General features: G+C 59.5%; 12 protein-coding genes. 9 read left to right on the top strand and 3 right to left on the bottom strand.

Annotated features, from left to right (window positions below; all coding sequences use genetic code 11):
• Nucleotide 1: 1 nt before the first annotated feature.
• Both HX839_RS19130 and HX839_RS19125 read right to left on the bottom strand, forming a co-directional pair.
• A complete protein-coding gene (locus tag HX839_RS19130) occupies nt 2-1,027 on the bottom strand; it encodes an ABC transporter substrate-binding protein (RefSeq protein ID WP_003218229.1) in 1,026 nt (341 codons plus the stop codon).
• A 14-nt stretch (nt 1,028-1,041) separates the two neighbouring features.
• Complete coding sequence (locus HX839_RS19125; protein ID WP_177067544.1) at nt 1,042-1,935, bottom strand: TauD/TfdA family dioxygenase; 894 nt, start codon at nt 1,933-1,935, stop codon at nt 1,042-1,044.
• Between the two features lie 298 nt (nt 1,936-2,233).
• Here HX839_RS19125 and HX839_RS19120 point away from each other — a divergent pair, with 298 nt between their 5' ends.
• From HX839_RS19120 to HX839_RS19100, 5 genes are all read left to right on the top strand, one after another.
• Nucleotides 2,234-2,944, top strand: a complete 711-nt coding sequence (locus tag HX839_RS19120; protein WP_177067543.1) for a GntR family transcriptional regulator — start codon at nt 2,234-2,236, stop codon at nt 2,942-2,944.
• A gap of 452 nt (nt 2,945-3,396) precedes the next feature.
• Nucleotides 3,397-4,161 carry a DUF3050 domain-containing protein gene (locus HX839_RS19115; protein WP_134325511.1) on the top strand — a complete coding sequence of 255 codons (765 nt, stop codon included), beginning with the start codon at nt 3,397-3,399 and terminating at the stop codon, nt 4,159-4,161.
• A complete protein-coding gene (locus tag HX839_RS19110) occupies nt 4,158-5,105 on the top strand; it encodes a diiron oxygenase (RefSeq protein WP_102367850.1) in 948 nt (315 codons plus the stop codon). The genes HX839_RS19115 and HX839_RS19110 overlap by 4 nt, the downstream gene beginning before the upstream one ends.
• A complete protein-coding gene (locus tag HX839_RS19105; protein WP_177067542.1) occupies nt 5,102-8,485 on the top strand; it encodes an amino acid adenylation domain-containing protein in 3,384 nt (1,127 codons plus the stop codon). The genes HX839_RS19110 and HX839_RS19105 overlap by 4 nt, the downstream gene beginning before the upstream one ends.
• Nucleotides 8,486-8,512: 27 nt before the next feature.
• Entirely contained in the window at nt 8,513-8,962 is a 450-nt protein-coding gene (locus HX839_RS19100) for an SRPBCC family protein (protein ID WP_177067541.1), read from the top strand.
• A gap of 42 nt (nt 8,963-9,004) precedes the next feature.
• Here HX839_RS19100 and HX839_RS19095 read toward each other — a convergent pair whose 3' ends face one another.
• Nucleotides 9,005-10,885 (bottom strand): methyl-accepting chemotaxis protein, encoded by a 1,881-nt coding sequence (locus tag HX839_RS19095; RefSeq protein ID WP_003218243.1) that lies wholly within the window; start codon nt 10,883-10,885, stop codon nt 9,005-9,007.
• Nucleotides 10,886-11,164: 279 nt separating this feature from the next.
• Between HX839_RS19095 and HX839_RS19090 the strand changes: the two genes are divergently transcribed.
• From HX839_RS19090 to HX839_RS19075, 4 genes are all read left to right on the top strand, one after another.
• Nucleotides 11,165-11,665: a sigma-70 family RNA polymerase sigma factor gene (locus HX839_RS19090; protein ID WP_008433614.1), complete on the top strand. Its 501-nt coding sequence runs from the start codon at nt 11,165-11,167 to the stop codon at nt 11,663-11,665.
• Nucleotides 11,662-12,645 carry a FecR domain-containing protein gene (locus tag HX839_RS19085; protein ID WP_003218246.1) on the top strand — a complete coding sequence of 328 codons (984 nt, stop codon included), beginning with the start codon at nt 11,662-11,664 and terminating at the stop codon, nt 12,643-12,645. Before HX839_RS19090 ends, HX839_RS19085 begins: the two co-directional genes overlap by 4 nt.
• A 105-nt stretch (nt 12,646-12,750) precedes the next feature.
• Entirely contained in the window at nt 12,751-15,243 is a 2,493-nt protein-coding gene (locus HX839_RS19080) for a TonB-dependent siderophore receptor (RefSeq protein ID WP_177067540.1), read from the top strand.
• A 71-nt stretch (nt 15,244-15,314) separates the two neighbouring features.
• Nucleotides 15,315-16,490, top strand: coding sequence for a PepSY domain-containing protein (locus HX839_RS19075; RefSeq protein ID WP_177067539.1), 1,176 nt, complete (start codon nt 15,315-15,317; stop codon nt 16,488-16,490).
• The last annotated feature ends 98 nt before the right edge of the window (nt 16,491-16,588 follow it).

The following is a 16,588-nucleotide window of genomic DNA, read 5'->3' as shown; positions in this document are numbered from 1 at the left end:
GTCAGCTCCCTTGCAGCGGTTTGGCGTCCTGGAAGAAGTAATCCTTCCACGATTCGGGTTTGTTTTTGATCGCGCCGACGCGGTAGAGGAATTCCGCCAGCGGGTAGGTGTTTTTCGGTGTGACGCTGAATTCGAACTGCGGGTTTTCGATGATTTTCAGCAGCTCGGCGCGGTCGATCTTGGCCTTGGTCACGCGGATGTAGGTATCGGCGGCGGCGCCTTTGTCGTTCTGGGCGAACTGCGCCGCTTCGGTCAGTGCCTCGACGAACGCCTTGTAGGTTTTCGGGTTGTCGTTGCGGAATTTCTCGGTGGCGAACAGCACGGTCGGCGAGTTAGGCCCGAGGATGTCATAGGAGTTGAGCACCACATGCACGTTCGGGTTGGTCAGGGCCTGCTCCTGGAACGGCGGGTTGGAGAAGTGCCCGGTCAGCTCGGTGCCACCGGCAATCAGCGCAGCCGTGGCATCCGGGTGCGGGACGGCAACGGTGTACTTGTCGAGGCGATTGAATTCCTTGTCGCCCCATTGCTTGGCGGCAGCGTATTGCAGGAAACGCGACTGCACGGAAACGCCCACTGCCGGTACGGCAATGCGGTCTTTTTCGGTGAAGTCGGCAATGGTCTTGACCTTGGGATTGTTGCTCACCAGGTAGTAGGGGAAGTTGCCCAGGGAGGCGACGGCTTTTACGTTTTGCTTGCCGTGGGTGCGGTCCCAGATAGTCAGCAGCGGGCCAACGCCGGCCCCGGCGATGTCGATGGAACCGGAGAGCAGCGCATCATTGACGGCTGCGCCGCCGGACAGTTGCGTCCAGTCGACCTTGATGTCGATGCCTTCCTGCTTGCCGTATTTTTCGATCAGGTTCTGGTCGCGCACCACGTTGAGCAACAGGTAGACGATGCCAAACTGCTCGGCGATGCGAATTTCGCCTTCGGCCTGGGCGGCGGCAGGCGCCACAAGACTGCCGGCCAGCAGGCTGACGCCCAGGCCAACCGTCGCGGCCAGGCGCGCAAATGGGGTTTTCTTGGACATGGTCGTGCTCCGGGTCAGAAAGGCGCGTCGCCCTGGATGGTGGTGCGGTACAACTTGCGCCGCAGGTGGCTGGGGCAGCCGGCCGCCAGGTGGATCAGCGAGCGGTTGTCCCAGAACACCATGTCGTGGGGCTGCCACTGATGGCGGTAGATGTTTTCCGGCAGCACGCTGTGGGCGTACAGCTGGGCCAGCAGGTCGCGGCTTTCATCCTCAGGCAGGCCGACGATACGGGTGGTGAAGCCCTCGCTGACGAACAGCGCCTTGCGGCCGTTTTCCGGGTGGGTGCGCGCAATCGGGTGTACCACTTCCGCCACTTGAGCGAGTTGCTCGGGCGTGAGGGTCGGGCGCCAATTGCCTTCGAATTTGGTTTCGCTGTAGCGTGCGGTGTAGGAGTGCGCGGCGCTGCGGCCTTCAACGGCCTTTCGCAGGGACTCGGGCAGGTTGTCCCAGGCTTTATGCATGTCGGCGAACAATGTGTCGCCACCCTCGGACGGCAGCTCCTGGGCATGGAGCATCGAGCCCAGGCTCGGCAGCTCCTTATAGGAGAGGTCCGAGTGCCAGAACTTGCCAGCATCTCCCAGGCCGATGGATTGGCCGTTTTCGATGATGTTGGAGACGATCAGGATTTCCGGGTGGTTGGCAAGCAGGAATTGTTTGAGCACATGGATTTGCAGCACGCCGAAACGGCGGCTGAAGGCGATCTGTTGCTCGGGGGTGATACGTTGGTCGCGGAAGACCACGACGTGATGGTCCAGATGCGCGCGGTGAATGCGTGCGAAGTCCTGGTCGCTGACCGGGCGGGCCAGGTCCAGGCCTATGATTTCGGCGCCGACGCTGCCGGGAAATGGACGGATCTCGAAGGTTTGTGTGGTGTCGGTCGCTGTTGGAACAGTAGAGGTGGCAGACATGAGTTCACTCCCGTGCAGTCAGGAGAGTGACTTTATAGTCATAAGAACCGCATTTTAAATACCGTTAGTGAATATCGATATGCAGCAATACCGCTATTGGCCCGACTCCCGGGAATAAAATGTGCACGACGGACCTTTAGCCTGTAAGACCTGACAAATGGGAGCTGTGGGCCCGAAGAACACGCTGTTGAGTCGCTTACAAGCCGAAACCTTGCCCGTTTGACAAGCTTGTGGACAATCTCTAGTGTGCATTGGATCCAATTAGCCACCTCACCTTGAAAAGGAGGATAGCGTAGTCGTGACGCAGAAGCCGAACCCTTTGAGCAGCATCCAGATCAGCGGGCCTATCCCCGCCCATCTCGCCCGCTCCGTGATTGAAGAAACATTGCGCAACGCCATCCTGGATGGCCGCTTGCCCTGTGGCACCGCCATGCGTCAACAGGAGCTGGCCAGCTTGTTCGGTGTCAGCCGGATGCCGGTGCGCGAGGCATTGCGTCAACTGGAAGCCCAATCGCTGCTGCATGTGGTCACCCACAAAGGCGCGGTGGTGGCGCCACTGATCGAGGACCACTCGGCGGAAACCTACGCCCTGCGCATGCTCCTCGAATCCGAAGCGCTGCGCTTGTCGATTCCCCTGCTCACGCCCGATGACATCGCCCAGGCTGGCGCCTTTATCGACGCGCTGGAACGGGAAAGCGACTACACCGAAATCGGCCGCCTCAACCGCCTGTTCCACATGGCGCTATATGGCAAGGCGGGCAATCAGCGGTTGCTCAAGCTGGTTGAACACGGCTTGAACGAAGAGGAACGTTTCCTGCGCTTCAACCTCGAGGCCATGGGCCTGGGCAAGACGTCCCAGGAAGATCACCGCGAACTGCTCGACCTCGTGGCGCAAAAGAAGGTCGACGAAAGCATCCTGACCCTGCGCAACCACCTTACCCGCGGCATGGAGGTGATTACGGGTTACCTCAAAACTCTTGAAGAGACTGAACAGAACGCTGCGCTGTAAATTCGGCGTGGAACTGAAACGCCTCCCTCGACCACAAAGCGCTGCAAAGTGACGCTGGCCGACGGAGGCCAGTGCACCACCATTACTCCCGTTAAACCATTAAGTCCAAAGAAAACTTCACACACTCCGCAGAGCGATCCAACTACCGCAATATTCCAACTCGAAAAACTTATAAAACTAAAAACACCTGAATACTTAATCAGATTATTACCAACACTCCAATTCTCCCAATCGACAGCGTGAATCCATGCTCGGTGCGTCACTGCGCGTGGCGTTCCTTTAAATAAAGCCTTGGTATTTTGTCACAGCATGCTGCTTGCCAGTAACAGTGTCAGCCTCGTACAGGGCTGCCTGTTATCAAGGCACCCGCGCATCCGTGAAAACCAATGTTTATTTGTCGCTAAAGCACAACGCTTTTATCAGGGAAGAGACAACGACTTATAGGCATCAACATGTTCCAGCACTCACACCTGCTTAAACAAAAAAAGCAGAAGTTACATATCCATCCAATATTCAAACATATAAATACCCTTCCAAAGTTGCAGTACTTTATGGAAAACCACGTATTCGCCGTGTGGGACTTCATGACACTCACCAAACGCCTGCAACATGACCTCACCGGTATGCGCCTGCCCTGGTTACCGCCAACGGACCCGCAAGCGGCTCGCCTGATCAATGAGATCGTATTGGGCGAAGAGTCGGACGCGTATCCCGGCCATGGGCACGGCAGCCACTTCGAGTTGTACCTGGAAGCCATGCGTGAAGTCGGCGCGAGCACGGCGAACATCGAGCGGTTCGTCAGCCTGCAGCGTGACGGCAACGATGCAGAAACGGCCCTGCAAAAAATCGATATCCACCCGTCCGTGGCCCGGTTCGTCAGAAGTACCCTGCAGGTTGCCCTGGACGCCCCGACGCACTGCGTGGCGGCTGCCTTTCTCCACGGGCGCGAGAGCGTCATCCCGGCGATGTTCAAGCGCATCCTGGAGGAGTGCGAGGTGCTCCATCGCCAGGCGCCCACCTTCTGCTACTACCTCAAGCGCCACATGGAGATCGACGCCCAGGAGCATGGCCCGGCGGCAACGCAATTGCTGCAACGCCTTACCCTCGGCGACCCAAGCCGCGAACAGCAAGCCGACAGTTGCGCCCTCGGCGCCGTGGAAAGCCGCCTGGCCTTATGGGATGGGTTGCATAGGTGCCTGCCGGAGATGAGCGCATGAACCCTGCCGACTACCGCTCATTTGCCGACGACTGGGAGCGCCGCGCGACCATCCGCACACGCCCGCGGCGGCGGCTGGAAAACGATCAGAAACTGATCTACCCCCTGAGCCGACAGCCCCTGGTGCTGAGCGCAACCTTTATCGACCGATGCCCGCAGTGCCGTGATTTTGTCTTGCTGCAGACGTTCTACAAGTTCATCAACGACGTGGTGATCTTTGAAACCGAGATCGTCGACAAGACCGCACGCAGCATCGCCAAGAATCGCTTTTCGGTGCCCTTCCCGCTTGCCTGTCGCTACGACGCCATGACCGTGGTGGTGGACGAGGATTACCACGCCCTCGTCGCCCTCGATTTCATGCAACAGACCATCGAGATGACCGGGATCCCACCCCTTGAACTACCCGCGCAAATCGAGCTGAGCCGCGCCTTGCCTGCCGCACTGGCGCTGGCGCCCGAACACCTGCGCGATGCCGTGGAACTGATTGCCGTGGCCATCGCCGAGAACACCGTGACCCATGACGTGGCAGCGTTTTCCAAGGACGACAGTGTCAAGCAGTCCATCCGTGGGTTGATGGCCGACCACCTGTTTGACGAGGGCCGCCACGCGCTTTTCTGGACGCGCCTGGTGCGTATTTATTGGCAGTCTGCAGACGCCGCGGACCGCGACTGTATCGCCCGGATCCTGCCGGTTTTTCTCCAGCATTACCTGACCCACGACCTGCAGAAAAACTTCGACCTGCACTTGATCGAGCACCTGGATGTCAGTGACGGCACGCGCTCTGCGCTGCGCACTGAAGTGCAGGCGATGGGCTTTCCCATTACCCGCCAGCACCCGTTGATCGGCAATATCATGGGCTTCCTGAACCACAGCGGCCTGCTGCAAACGCCGAGTGTGGTTGGGGCGCTGGATGCCTTTCTTGCGGCGCCAGGAGGGCACCCATGAGGCACCTGAAGATTGGGCTGGCGGGCTTCAGCGCGGCGCTGAATGAACTGGGTGAGACATTGGCGCAATACGGTCATGGGGTGGTGCGAGCACAGGATGTCACCCACCTAGTAGACCTGCTGATTGATGACGGTAGCGAGGAGGTTCCGCCCGGCGTGACGTGCACAGCCTTGATGAGCCTGCGCGTGGGTATGGGAGCGTTGACCGACTGTGGATTGCCGGCCCTGCAGCTCAGGTGTTACGCCCACTCACGGCGACTCCTGACAACCCTGGAGGTTGCCGGAGAAGCCTGTGGCAATGGTCAACAGCTGCGTCAACACGCAGTACGCAGCCTGGTGGAGTGGGTAGCCCAACAGGTGAGTGGGTTCTCCCGGGACCCGGGCTATTTCTCGCAGGCGGCCGTCGCCTCTGATGATCCGGAACACGGCCTCCAAGCGCTCGCATCCCTGGCGTACCTGCATCGTTTTAACCTGACGGCCGATTTGGTTCGGCAGCAGCAAGCCCAGGTACCCCTGATCGAACGATTGGAAAACAGTCTGCAAACCTTCGCCGACCGGCCAGCGTTGAACATTGCCGGCAGCGGGCTGACTTACCGACAGTTGCATCGCCAGAGCCTGGCTATCCAGCACCGTCTGCGACCTCTGCTTGGGCCCCACGACACACCGCCGGTAATCGGCGTCTGCCTGGACAAATCCCTGGAGCTGTACGCCAGCATTCTCGCGGTACTCGCCTGCGGTGCGGTGTACCTGCCCCTGGAGCCGGGCCACCCGCTGCAACGCCAGCAAGCGATGCTGGAAAACGCCGGCGTCTCGGTGCTGCTGGATGATGGCAAGCATCCACTGCGGGACGGGTTTTGTGCATTGGATGTGAGTGCCGTCGACACTCCCGACACCTCGCTGCCAATGCGCCAGTGCCCCGCCATGGACGACCCTTGCATGGTGCTCCACACCTCGGGCACTACCGGCCAACCCAAGGGCGTGCTGCTCAGCCAGCACAACCTGGCCCATTTCAGCGCCTGGTTCGGGGGTCATGTGCAGCTGAGCGAACACAGCCGGGTCTTGCAGTTTTCGCCCTTGAGTTTTGACTCGTCCCTGATCGATATCTTCCCGAGCCTGATCGCGGGCGCCGAGCTGATCGTGCCCAGTGAGGACCAGCGACGCGACCCGCAGCAACTGGTGGAGTTGATCCGACAACAGCGCGTTACCCACGCCTTCCTGCCGCCGGCGCTGCTGAGCATCCTGCCGCTGGATCAACCCCTGGGCCTGGCGCACCTGATGACCGGAGGCGACGTGTGCGAGCCCTATGTCATCGAGCAGTTGGCAGGCCAGTGCCGCCTGCACAATTTCTACGGGCCCACCGAAGCCACCGTGCTGGTGACCAGCCACACGTTGCAGCCGGGCGACAGCAATCGCAACCTCGGCACGCCCATCGCCAACAGCCAGGTACTGATCCTCGACGAGCACCTGCAACCGGTGGATGAGCAGGTGTTGGGCGAACTGTACATCGCCGGTCCCGGCGTCAGCCTGGGTTACCTCAACCAGCCGCGTCAGACCGCCGAGCATTTCGTCCCCCTGGAGTTACCCGACGGCCAGACCTTGCGGGCCTACCGCACAGGCGACCTGGCGAAGTGGACCGCTGCCGGCATCGAGTTGGTCGGGCGCCGGGATCAGCAGGTGAAGATCCGTGGGTTCCGGGTCGAACCGCAAGAGATCGAACATTGCCTGCGCAGCAGTCAGCTGTTTCGCCAAGTGGCGGTGGTGATTGACCGTGAGCGGCGAATCCTGGCTTTTGTTGCTCAGCCCGAAACACAAGACGCCCTGCCTGCACTGACGCAGCATGCCCGGCAAACACTGCCGGACTATTTGCGCCCAACCCTGTGCACGGAACTTGCGAGCATGCCGTGCACCCCCAACGGAAAGGTCGACCGCCAGGCATTGCTGGCGTTACCGACTCCAACGCTGCCGGCCATCATTCACGGCGAACCGCACACGCCCATGCAAGTGCAGTTGCTCAACCTGTGGAGCGAGTTGCTGGGCATGCCGGTCACGCAGCTGTCGGCCGACGAGAGCTTCTTCAATCTTGGCGGCCATTCCATCCTGCTGTCGACGATGCTGCTGCGTATCCGCGAGCAGTTCGGGCGCAGCCTCTCCCTCAGCCGGTTTTTTGAAACCCCCACGGTTCGTACCCTCGCTACGCTGATGGGGGACGACGCACCACCCGAAGCACCGACCGGCCAGGCTACCCGGGATGCGCTGCGTGAGCTGCATGTGCAGGCATTGCCGGCTGAACAGGCGGGCGAACGTCGCCGGGTGATCGTGACCGGGGCCAACAGTTTTCTCGGGGTGCATATCGTCGAGGCACTGTTGGCCGAGGGTGCACTTGAAGTGGCGTGCCTGGTGCGCGAACGGCCCGGACATTCGGCGACCGCGAGGTTTGCCGAGGCCCTGCGAGAGTACCGTCTGGAACACCTGGACCTGAGCCGGGTGCAGGTGTATGCCGCCGACATCAGCCAGCCGCGTCTTGGCCTGTCGAGTGAGGTGTATGACTACCTCGCCGGGGAGTTCGGCGTGTTGGTGCACAACGCCGCCCACGTCAATCATGTGATGGATTACGCCACCCTGGCCAAGGACAACGTCGAACCGGTGCTGGAATGCCTGCGCCTGTGTGAAACCCGGTGCAAGAAGGTCTTCAATTTTATCTCGACGCTGTCGGCCGCCAGCACTATCGACGCACATGGCCAGGTACTCGAAAACCCCGCCGCGGCCACCCCGCCGCTCTACATCCAGAATGGCTACAACCTGTCCAAATGGGTTGCCGAACGCTTGCTGGGACGCGCCGCAGCGCAAGGTGCCTGGGTCAATATCCATCGCCCGGGGAACATCAGCTTCAACAGCCACAGCGGAGTCTGCGAGCCACAGAAGAATCGCCTGATGTTGATGCTCAAAGGTTCACTCCAACTGGGCCTGGTGCCGCACCTTGAGTTGAATTTCGACCTGATGCCGGTGGACTTTCTCGCCCGGTTTATTGCGTTCCACAGCAGCCGCTGCCGTGCTGGAGGGACGGTGTTCAACCTGCATAACCCGCAGCCCCTGAGCTGGGAAACCTACGTCGACGCCTTTCGCCAGGCAGGCCACGCATTCGAGCTGGTGAGCGTGGCTCACTGGCAACGTCACCTGCACACAGTGGACAGCCGCAATGCGCTGTTCGGCGTACTGGGCTTCTACCTCAACGGGGTGGGCGAGGACATCGGCGATACCTCGATGATCCGCCATGACAACGCACGACGCGGCGTCGAGCAGATGGGCGGGCGCTACCCCGAAAAAAATCCGGCGCTGTTACGCAAGGGCTGCGAGTACCTGCGCAGCACCGGTTTCCTGTGACCAGGCTCTCAATTGAAGGAAGACCTTATGAAACCCGATACGTTGATTCGCAACCCTTGCGCCAAACCTGTGGTGTCCTCAGTTGTGGTTGCCTGTGATGCCGCCAGTGCGTGGGCGGTGGTCGGTGACTTTGGCGGATTTGATCGATTCATCCCCGCCTTGTCCCACATCGAAATCACTGGTGCGGGCGCGGGATCGCTGCGCAAGAAGTTCTTCCACGATGGACACCTGGTGGTGGAGCAACTCAACAGCCGCGACGAGCAGGCCATGCGCATGACCTGGACCACGATCTACAACACCTTGGGCGTAGCACGGTTGTGGGCCGCCATGGATGTCGAACCGTTGGGAGCAGGATCCTCACGGGTGACCTGGACGATCATCGCCGAGCCGGTTGAACCTGGCGCGGAGGGATTTGAGCCGTTTGTGCAGGCATTCGCCGACGGTGCGCTGGCGAATGTGCGAGCGATGTTTGGCTAAAGGAGACAGGAGCGAGCAGGCTCGCTCCTGTGTGTTCATCGATCAGATTTTGAAACTGTCGACCAACTGCTTCAGGCGGTTGGCCTGTTGAGACAAGGCGTCGCAATCCTTCAAGGTTTCGTTGAGGTTGGCCACGCCCTGCTGGTTCAGCAGGTTGATCTGGTTGATGTCGACGTTGAGGGTTTCCACCACGGCGGTCTGTTCCTCGGTGGCGGCCGCTACCGACTGGTTCATCCCGTCGATCTCGACGATCCGCTGCGTCACGCTGACCAGGCGTTCACCGGCCTGGTTGGCGACCTCGACGCTTTCTTCGCTGGAGGTCTGGCTGGCGTTCATCGTGGTCACGGCCTCACGCGAGCCAATCTGCAGCGAGGTGATCATTTTGTGGATCTCTTCTGCCGATTCCTGGGTGCGGTGCGCCAGGTTGCGTACTTCATCCGCCACCACGGCAAACCCACGACCGGCCTCACCGGCACGTGCCGCTTCAATCGCGGCGTTGAGGGCCAACAGGTTGGTTTGCTGGGAGATACCTTTGATCACATCCAGGATGTGGCCGATGTTGTCGGTGCTGGCGTTCAGGGTTTCAATCTGCGTGCAGGACAGGCTGATTTTTTGCGAAAGCTCCGACATCGCCAGGATGGTTTTCTCAACCACCTTGCGCCCATCATCGGCCTGCTCACTGGCACCGCTGGCGTGTTGCGAAGCATCAGCGGCGTTGCGCGCGATTTCCTGCGTGGCGGCCCCCAGTTCGTTGATCGCTGCGGCCACGCTGTTGGTGCGCGCGCTTTGTTCGTCGGAACCGATGATCGACGCGTTGGACGAGGCCATTACTCGCTGGGACAGGTCGTGCACCTGGCGCGTCGCCGAGGAAACTTCGGAAATCGACGCGTGAATACGCTCGACGAATTGGTTGAAGGCACTGCCCAAGTCACCGAACTCGTCCTTGCTTTCCACTGTCAGGCGGCGGGTCAGGTCACCCTCGCCCTGGGCGATGTCCTGCATGGCGCGGCCCATGGTGGTCAACGGGCGCATCAAGACCTGGATCAGGACGCTCAGGAACACGGCAATGGCGGCAACCGCAATGAACATGGCGATCAATGCCGAGGTACGGAACTTACCCAGCGGTGCGTAGGCTTTGTCTTTGTCGATCGACAGGCCGATGTACCAGTCGGCATTCGGCAACCCGCTGATCGGGGTGAAGGACAAAATCCGTTCCTGGCCATTCAAGACCACTTCCTGGCTGAGCTTCTCGATGCGCACGTTGGTGCCCGGGTAGATGTCCTTGAGGTTCTTCATCACCTGGTCCTGGTCCGGGCTGACGATTACCTGGCCATCACCGCTGACCAGGAATGCATGGCCGATGCCGCCGAAGTCCACCGAGTTGATGATCTTCACCAGGGTTTGCAGGCTCAGGTCACCGCCGACCACGCCAAGCAGTTCGCCATTCTTTTTCACCGGCATCGCGATGGTCACGATCAGCCCGCCTACCGCAGCCATGTAGGGCGGTGTAAGCATGGTCTTGTCGGCTGCGACAGCTTGCTTGTACCAGGGACGCTGACGCGGATCGTAGCCATCGGGCATTTTGGCGTCGGGACGCTGGGTGAACACGCCGTTGGTGGAACCGACGTAGGTGAACTGGAAGTTGGAGGTAAATGCCGACTGGTCGACCAACCCCGGAAGATCGGCAGAGCTGCCTTGATGGGCCACGTTTTGCGCGAGGCTTTCCAGTACCAGCACCCGCCCGCTGAGCCAGTTCTGCACGCTGCTGGCGGTGAGTTCACCGGATTGCTGAATGGACGACTCCAGGTTTTGCCGGATGGTATTGCGCTGCAAGTAGTCGTTGTAGAACGTGAATAACGCGAAGGCCAGAACCACTACGCCTGACGCGGCCAACAGAATTTTATGACTGAACTTGAGATTCATTTCATTGACTTCTTTTTGCCAAAAGGGGGTGAGCGTGCCGGATGCAACATTCCATGTAACGGTATAGGCAGACTCTGCGACTGCTCTATTTCGGTGCACGCATGGCTCGTCAGGCTTTCGGCCAAGGCAGGATAAATCTTAGGAATTTGTGAGAAGCATCTGCTTTTAATGTCAGAAACCGACCAGTGGTAGCGCTCTAACGTCAGGAGTTGCAAAATTTTTCAGGCTTGTCGACAATGCGACTAATTATCATTTGTGACGCTTTGCCAGGCCGTGTGAATGCCCTCATCCGAGTACGCAGTACAGACGCTTTACAGCAACCATCATGGCTGGCTGAACACTTGGCTGCGCAGCCGTCTGGGTAACGCAGCGGATGCGGCGGACCTGGCCCAGGACACGTTCGTGCGGCTGCTGCAAAAAACCGAACGTTTCGAACTCAAGGCCCCTCGCGCTTTCCTGCGCACTATCGCGCGGGGCCTGGTGATCGATCATTGGCGTCGCGAAGAAATCGAGCGCGCCTACCTGGAGTCCATCGCGCATTTGCCCGAAGCCTTGGCGCCGAGTGCTGAAGAACGTGCGTTGATTCTGGAATTGCTGGAGTCCATCGCCCGGCTTCTGGACGGACTCAAGCCCAAGGTACGCAAGGCGTTTCTACTGGCTCAATGCGACGGCCTGACTTACAAGCAGATTGCGCAGCAGATGGGTGTGTCGCTGCGTTCGGTGGAACGCTATGTCGCCGAGGCGCTTTATCACTGTTATGTGCTGCGGTATGAGGCATGACCTCGATGGATAACACCGCGCGCGCAGGAATCGACCCGCAGGTGGTCAAGCAGGCCATCAGTTGGATGCTGCGCCTGCGTAACAATCGCGCCAATGTCCGCCTGAAGGCGCAGTGCGAGCACTGGCGCGAGGCTCATCATGAACACGAGTTGGCCTGGCAACGCGTGCAGGCACTGCAGCATGAATTAAGCAGCCAGTTGGCGGCGATTCCCGGGGCCCATGTGGCGCTGGAAAACAGTGCCCAGCGCCTTGGGCGCCGGCAGGCATTGAAGGTATTGTCCGGCGTGCTGTTGATGGGTTCCGCGGCCTGGGTCAGCCGAGACCTCACCGGCTGGCAGCGTTGGACCTCTGACCTGGCTACCACCACTGGCGAACGCCGTAGCGTGCAACTACCGGATGGCACGCGCCTGCAGCTCAATACCGATAGTGCAGTGGACCTCGACTTCAACCCGCAACAACGCTTGATCACATTGGTGCGCGGGGAAATCCTGGTGACCTGCGGCGCCGCGGCGACCGCCCCCCTGCTGGTTCGCACCCGCCATGGTTTGTTCGAAGGAATAGACGGGCGATTTGTGGTGCGCCAGGACAGCGATTGCACACGTCTGAGCGTCGCGTCAGGCAACGTGGCGATTCATTCACCGCATACCGCCGACGGGCTTTTCACTCAAGTGCATGCAGGAGAAAGCTACCTGGTGCGTCAGAATGCGGCCGCTCTGGCGCCGCCTTCGGATATGGATACAGGGGCCTGGGCCGACGGATTGATCGTCACCCGCAACATGCGTCTTGCCGATTTCCTGGCGGAGGTGGGGCGCTATCGCCATGGTTATCTGGGCTGCTCGAGCGATATCGCAGATTTGCGCTTGTCTGGTGTTTTTCGCCTGGAGGACACCGAGAAACTATTGGCGATCCTTCCGCAGACGCTGCCTGTGCGCCTGCGCTATCGCACCCGCTGGTGGGTGAGCCTGGAGCGTCAGGCCTGATTATTTTTGGCGTGCCTGATTTATTTTTGGCGGCTTTTTTCCGTGAGTCCGGCTTAGACAGTAAGCAATTCAATCTGCCTTCAGCGACCTCTACGGATCTCGATAATGACTGTGCGTTTTTTCAGCAACTCTCCCTCTTCCTACCCTTTGCTCGGCAAAGCCGTACGCGCAGCATTGCTGTCGACCACGATGGGCATCGGCTTGCTGCCAGTGGCCGGTGTCGCGGCTGATAGCGGGGTCGAACGTATCAGCCAGCGCTATGACATCCCGGCAGGCGCGCTGAGCGATGTGCTCAATCAGTTTGCCCGTCAGGCAGGCATCACCCTTTCCAGCACGCCTGCGCAGACTCAGGGCCGCCAGTCTCCCGGACTGCACGGGGAGTACTCGGCCGAACAGGGCCTGAGCCAATTGCTCAACGGCTCAGGCTTGCAGGCGCAGGCCCAGGACGACGTGAGTTTCGTGTTGCAGGTCCAGCCCGAGAGCGAGGCGCTGACCTTGCCGACCACCGACATCAAAGGCTTCGCCCTGGGTAATGCCCTGGGCAGCATGGAAGGCTACAACGCGACCCACAGCCAGATCGCCACCAAGACCAGTATCGCGCTGCTGGAAACGTCTCAGACGGTTTCAGTGGTGACCCGCGAGCAGATGGACGACCAAGGCTCGCAAACCGTTGCCCAGGCCATGCGTTACACCCCTGGCGTGCTGACCAACCCTTATGGCGCCACTCACCGCTATGACTATGTGGCGATGCGTGGTTTCAACGACGGTTCGGTGGATAACATCTACCTGGACGGTCTGAAATCCATGGGTGACAGCGGAACCTACAGCACCATGCAGGTGGACCCGTATTTCCTCGAGCGCGTAGATATCCTCAAAGGACCGTCATCGGTGCTCTACGGGCGCAGCTCACCGGGTGGGCTGGTGGCGTTGACCAGCAAGAAGCCATTGTTTGAGCCATACCATCAGGTCCAGGCCACGATAGGTTCCCAAGGGCAGCGAGGCATGGGTTTCGACTTCAGCGGCCCGGTGGATGACGACAAGCGCATTGCTTACCGACTGACCGGGCTTGCAGACAAGTCCGACACGCAATTCGACCATGCCAAGGAAAAACGCTACGCGCTGGCACCCACCTTGAGCATCGACTTTACCGATGACACGTCCCTCACACTCCAGGCTTACCTGCAGCATGACCCCGACGGTGGCTACCACGGAGGCATGCCGGCAGATGGCGCGTTGCACCAGCGCAACGGCCAGCGGATCTCCAATCACTTCTTCGAAGGCGAGCCGAGCATTGATGGGTACAAGCGTGATCAACAGTCGTTCGGCTATCAGTTCGAGCATCGCTTCAATGATGTTTTCACGGCGCGGCAGAACTTTCGGTATCTGGACTCCAAGGTCCGGCTGGACCAGGTGTATGCCTATGGCTGGACCACGCCCACCAGTAATGAGCTGAATCGCTACTACTCAGGCGGTGACGAAAAGCTGCATGCGTTCATCATCGACAACATGCTGCAGGCTGAATTTTTTACCGGCGCGACCAAGCATACGGTGTTGATGGGGGCGGACTATCAGCGGCGCAAAACCGTCGTGGACTGGAGCAGCGGCTCTCTTGCGCCAATCAATGCGTTCAACCCGGTGTATGGCAATTCCGAGATCAGCTATTACAGCCCAACCAGTTATCTGCGCCGGCTCGAGCAGACCGGCGTTTACCTGCAAGACCTGATTGAGATGGACAAGTGGCGGTTCTCCCTCGGGCTGCGTCAGGACTGGGTTGAGACCTCCGATGAAAATCGCATTGCCGAAGCGGGACGACCGCTGGGCACAGAGATCAGTGATAAACGTACCAAACTGACCGGCCGGGCCGGAGCGCTCTACTTGTTTGATAACGGTCTCGCGCCCTACGTCAGCTATTCCGAATCCTTCAACCCGAACTCCTATTCGGACAGTGCCGGCAATCCCCTTGCACCTACCGACGGCACCCAGTGGGAAGTCGGCTTGAAGTATCAGCCGCCGGGTACCGACAATTTGTTCACGGCCTCGCTGTTCCGCATCGACCAGGAAAACCTGGCGACCAAACTGCCGCAGGAAAACTTCTATCGCGCGGTCGGCGCTGTGCGCTCCCAGGGCCTGGAGCTGGAGGCGCATATGCAGTTGACCGACCATCTCAAATTGTTGGGCAGCTATACCTTCACCGATATCGAGTATTCGAAGTCGATGGTCAGCACGCTGAGTACCGCAGACAACGTGATCGAGAACAAGGGGAACTCGCCGACGCAGGCGCCGCGTCATATGGCGTCGGTATGGGCAGACTACAAGTTCGATAGCGGCGCACTGGATGGCCTGCGACTCGGTGGTGGTGTTCGTTATGTCGGCTACAGCTGGGCAGATGCGGAGAACACCATGAAGGTGCCCGCCTACACGCTGTTTGACGCCTCGATGGGTTATGACCTTGGCAAGGTTGGACTGAAGGGTGTGGATGTACGCCTGAATGCCAACAACCTGACGAACGAGTCGTACGTGGCGTCGTGTGCCAGTTTGAACTTCTGCTACCTGGGTGAAGAGCGCAACGTCAGTGCGACGGTGAGCTACCAGTTCTAATCCCTCTCGATTCATACAAAGCCAGTTCCTGATTCCAGGCGCTGGCTTTGTCGTCTTTGCAGGAAATTTTTATGCGCGCATTGCTGGTTTTACTTCATCGCTACATCGGGTTGGCAACGGCGTTGTTTCTGATGATGGCGGGACTCACGGGCAGCCTTCTGGCGTTTAACCATGAGTTGGATGAATGGCTCAATCCCGGCTTTTATGGAGCAACGGCCAAAGGTTCGGCATTGCCGCCAGGTGAACTGGTGGACACGTTGCAGGGGCAGCATCCCAAACTGCAAGTCTGGTACATGGAGTATCCACAAGAGGCCGGTCATACCGCGATGCTGGCGGCAGTTGCGAGAAACGATCCGGCGACTGGCAAACCCTTTGAGGAGCCCAACCAGGTCTTTTACCTGGATCCGGTCAGCGGCGAAGAAATGGGCCGGCGCGTTTGGGGGGCTTGCTGCTTTCAGCGCGAGAACTTCATTCCGTTCATTCTGGAATTTCACTACAACCTGACACTGCCGGGCAATTGGGGTTTGTGGCTGATGGGACTGGTGGCGATCGCATGGGTGTTCGATTGTTTTATCGCGCTGTGGCTGACCCTGCCGAGAGGTAAACCGTTCTGGAAGAAGTGGTCCACGGCGTGGAAGATCAAGGGCGGCCACGCTTACCGGCTGAACTTCGACCTGCATCGTGCAGGCGGGTTATGGCTTTGGCTGTTGTTGCTGCCGATTGCAGTCAGCAGCGTCGCGATGAATTTGCCGAGCCAGGTGTTCAAGCCTGCTGTCTCGCTGTTCTCACCGGTTGAGCCTAGCGTCTATGAGGCCCGTGGCAGGTTACCCGCCGAGCAATTGGGCGTGACACAACTGAGTTATCAACAGGCCTATGAGCGGGCGCTGGAGGAAGGCAAGCGGCTGGGACTGACGGCGGCGATTGGAGAGCTTTACTACAGCTTTGAGTACAACTTTTATGGGGCGGGTTTTGGACAACATGATACCGAGGCCCATGGGAAATCCTGGTTGTTTTTCCACGGGACGGATGGGCGTTTACTGGGGCAAGAAATAGCAGGGCAAGGTACGTTGGGAGAGCGCTTTTATCGGCTGCAACTGCCGATCCATGGGGGCAGGATCATCGGGGTGACGGGTCAGGTGCTGATTGCGCTGCTGGGAGCTGTGATCGCGATGTTGTCTGCTACCGGGATCTATATATGGTGGCGCAAGTTAATGGCCAGGCGAAGCAGTAAGGCACGCAAAGGGTGAGCCGGTTCTAGTTGTTTGCCCAGCCCTTAAACGACAAAACCCCTGTCTGCGCTAGCAGACAGGGGTTTCGGAATTCAATCTTGACGATGACCTACTCT

The organism is Pseudomonas sp. I8001 (assembly GCF_013385345.1).
Lineage (GTDB): Bacteria > Pseudomonadota > Gammaproteobacteria > Pseudomonadales > Pseudomonadaceae > Aquipseudomonas.
Note: the sequence above shows the minus strand (reverse complement) of the source record. Positions and strands in the feature narration are given on the sequence as shown.

Bases quoted from the DNA above. Each gene is read 5' to 3' on its own strand.
- HX839_RS19130 (WP_003218229.1), bottom strand. From the start codon at position 1,027: ATGTCCAAGAAAACCCCATTTGCGCGCCTGGCCGCGACGGTTGGCCTG.
- HX839_RS19125 (WP_177067544.1), bottom strand. From the start codon at position 1,935: ATGTCTGCCACCTCTACTGTTCCAACAGCGACCGACACCACACAAACC.
- HX839_RS19115 (WP_134325511.1), top strand. From the start codon at position 3,397: ATGTTCCAGCACTCACACCTGCTTAAACAAAAAAAGCAGAAGTTACAT.
- HX839_RS19110 (WP_102367850.1), top strand. From the start codon at position 4,158: ATGAACCCTGCCGACTACCGCTCATTTGCCGACGACTGGGAGCGCCGC.
- HX839_RS19105 (WP_177067542.1), top strand. From the start codon at position 5,102: ATGAGGCACCTGAAGATTGGGCTGGCGGGCTTCAGCGCGGCGCTGAAT.
- HX839_RS19100 (WP_177067541.1), top strand. From the start codon at position 8,513: ATGAAACCCGATACGTTGATTCGCAACCCTTGCGCCAAACCTGTGGTG.
- HX839_RS19095 (WP_003218243.1), bottom strand. From the start codon at position 10,885: ATGAATCTCAAGTTCAGTCATAAAATTCTGTTGGCCGCGTCAGGCGTA.
- HX839_RS19090 (WP_008433614.1), top strand. From the start codon at position 11,165: ATGCCCTCATCCGAGTACGCAGTACAGACGCTTTACAGCAACCATCAT.
- HX839_RS19085 (WP_003218246.1), top strand. From the start codon at position 11,662: ATGACCTCGATGGATAACACCGCGCGCGCAGGAATCGACCCGCAGGTG.
- HX839_RS19080 (WP_177067540.1), top strand. From the start codon at position 12,751: ATGACTGTGCGTTTTTTCAGCAACTCTCCCTCTTCCTACCCTTTGCTC.
- HX839_RS19075 (WP_177067539.1), top strand. From the start codon at position 15,315: ATGCGCGCATTGCTGGTTTTACTTCATCGCTACATCGGGTTGGCAACG.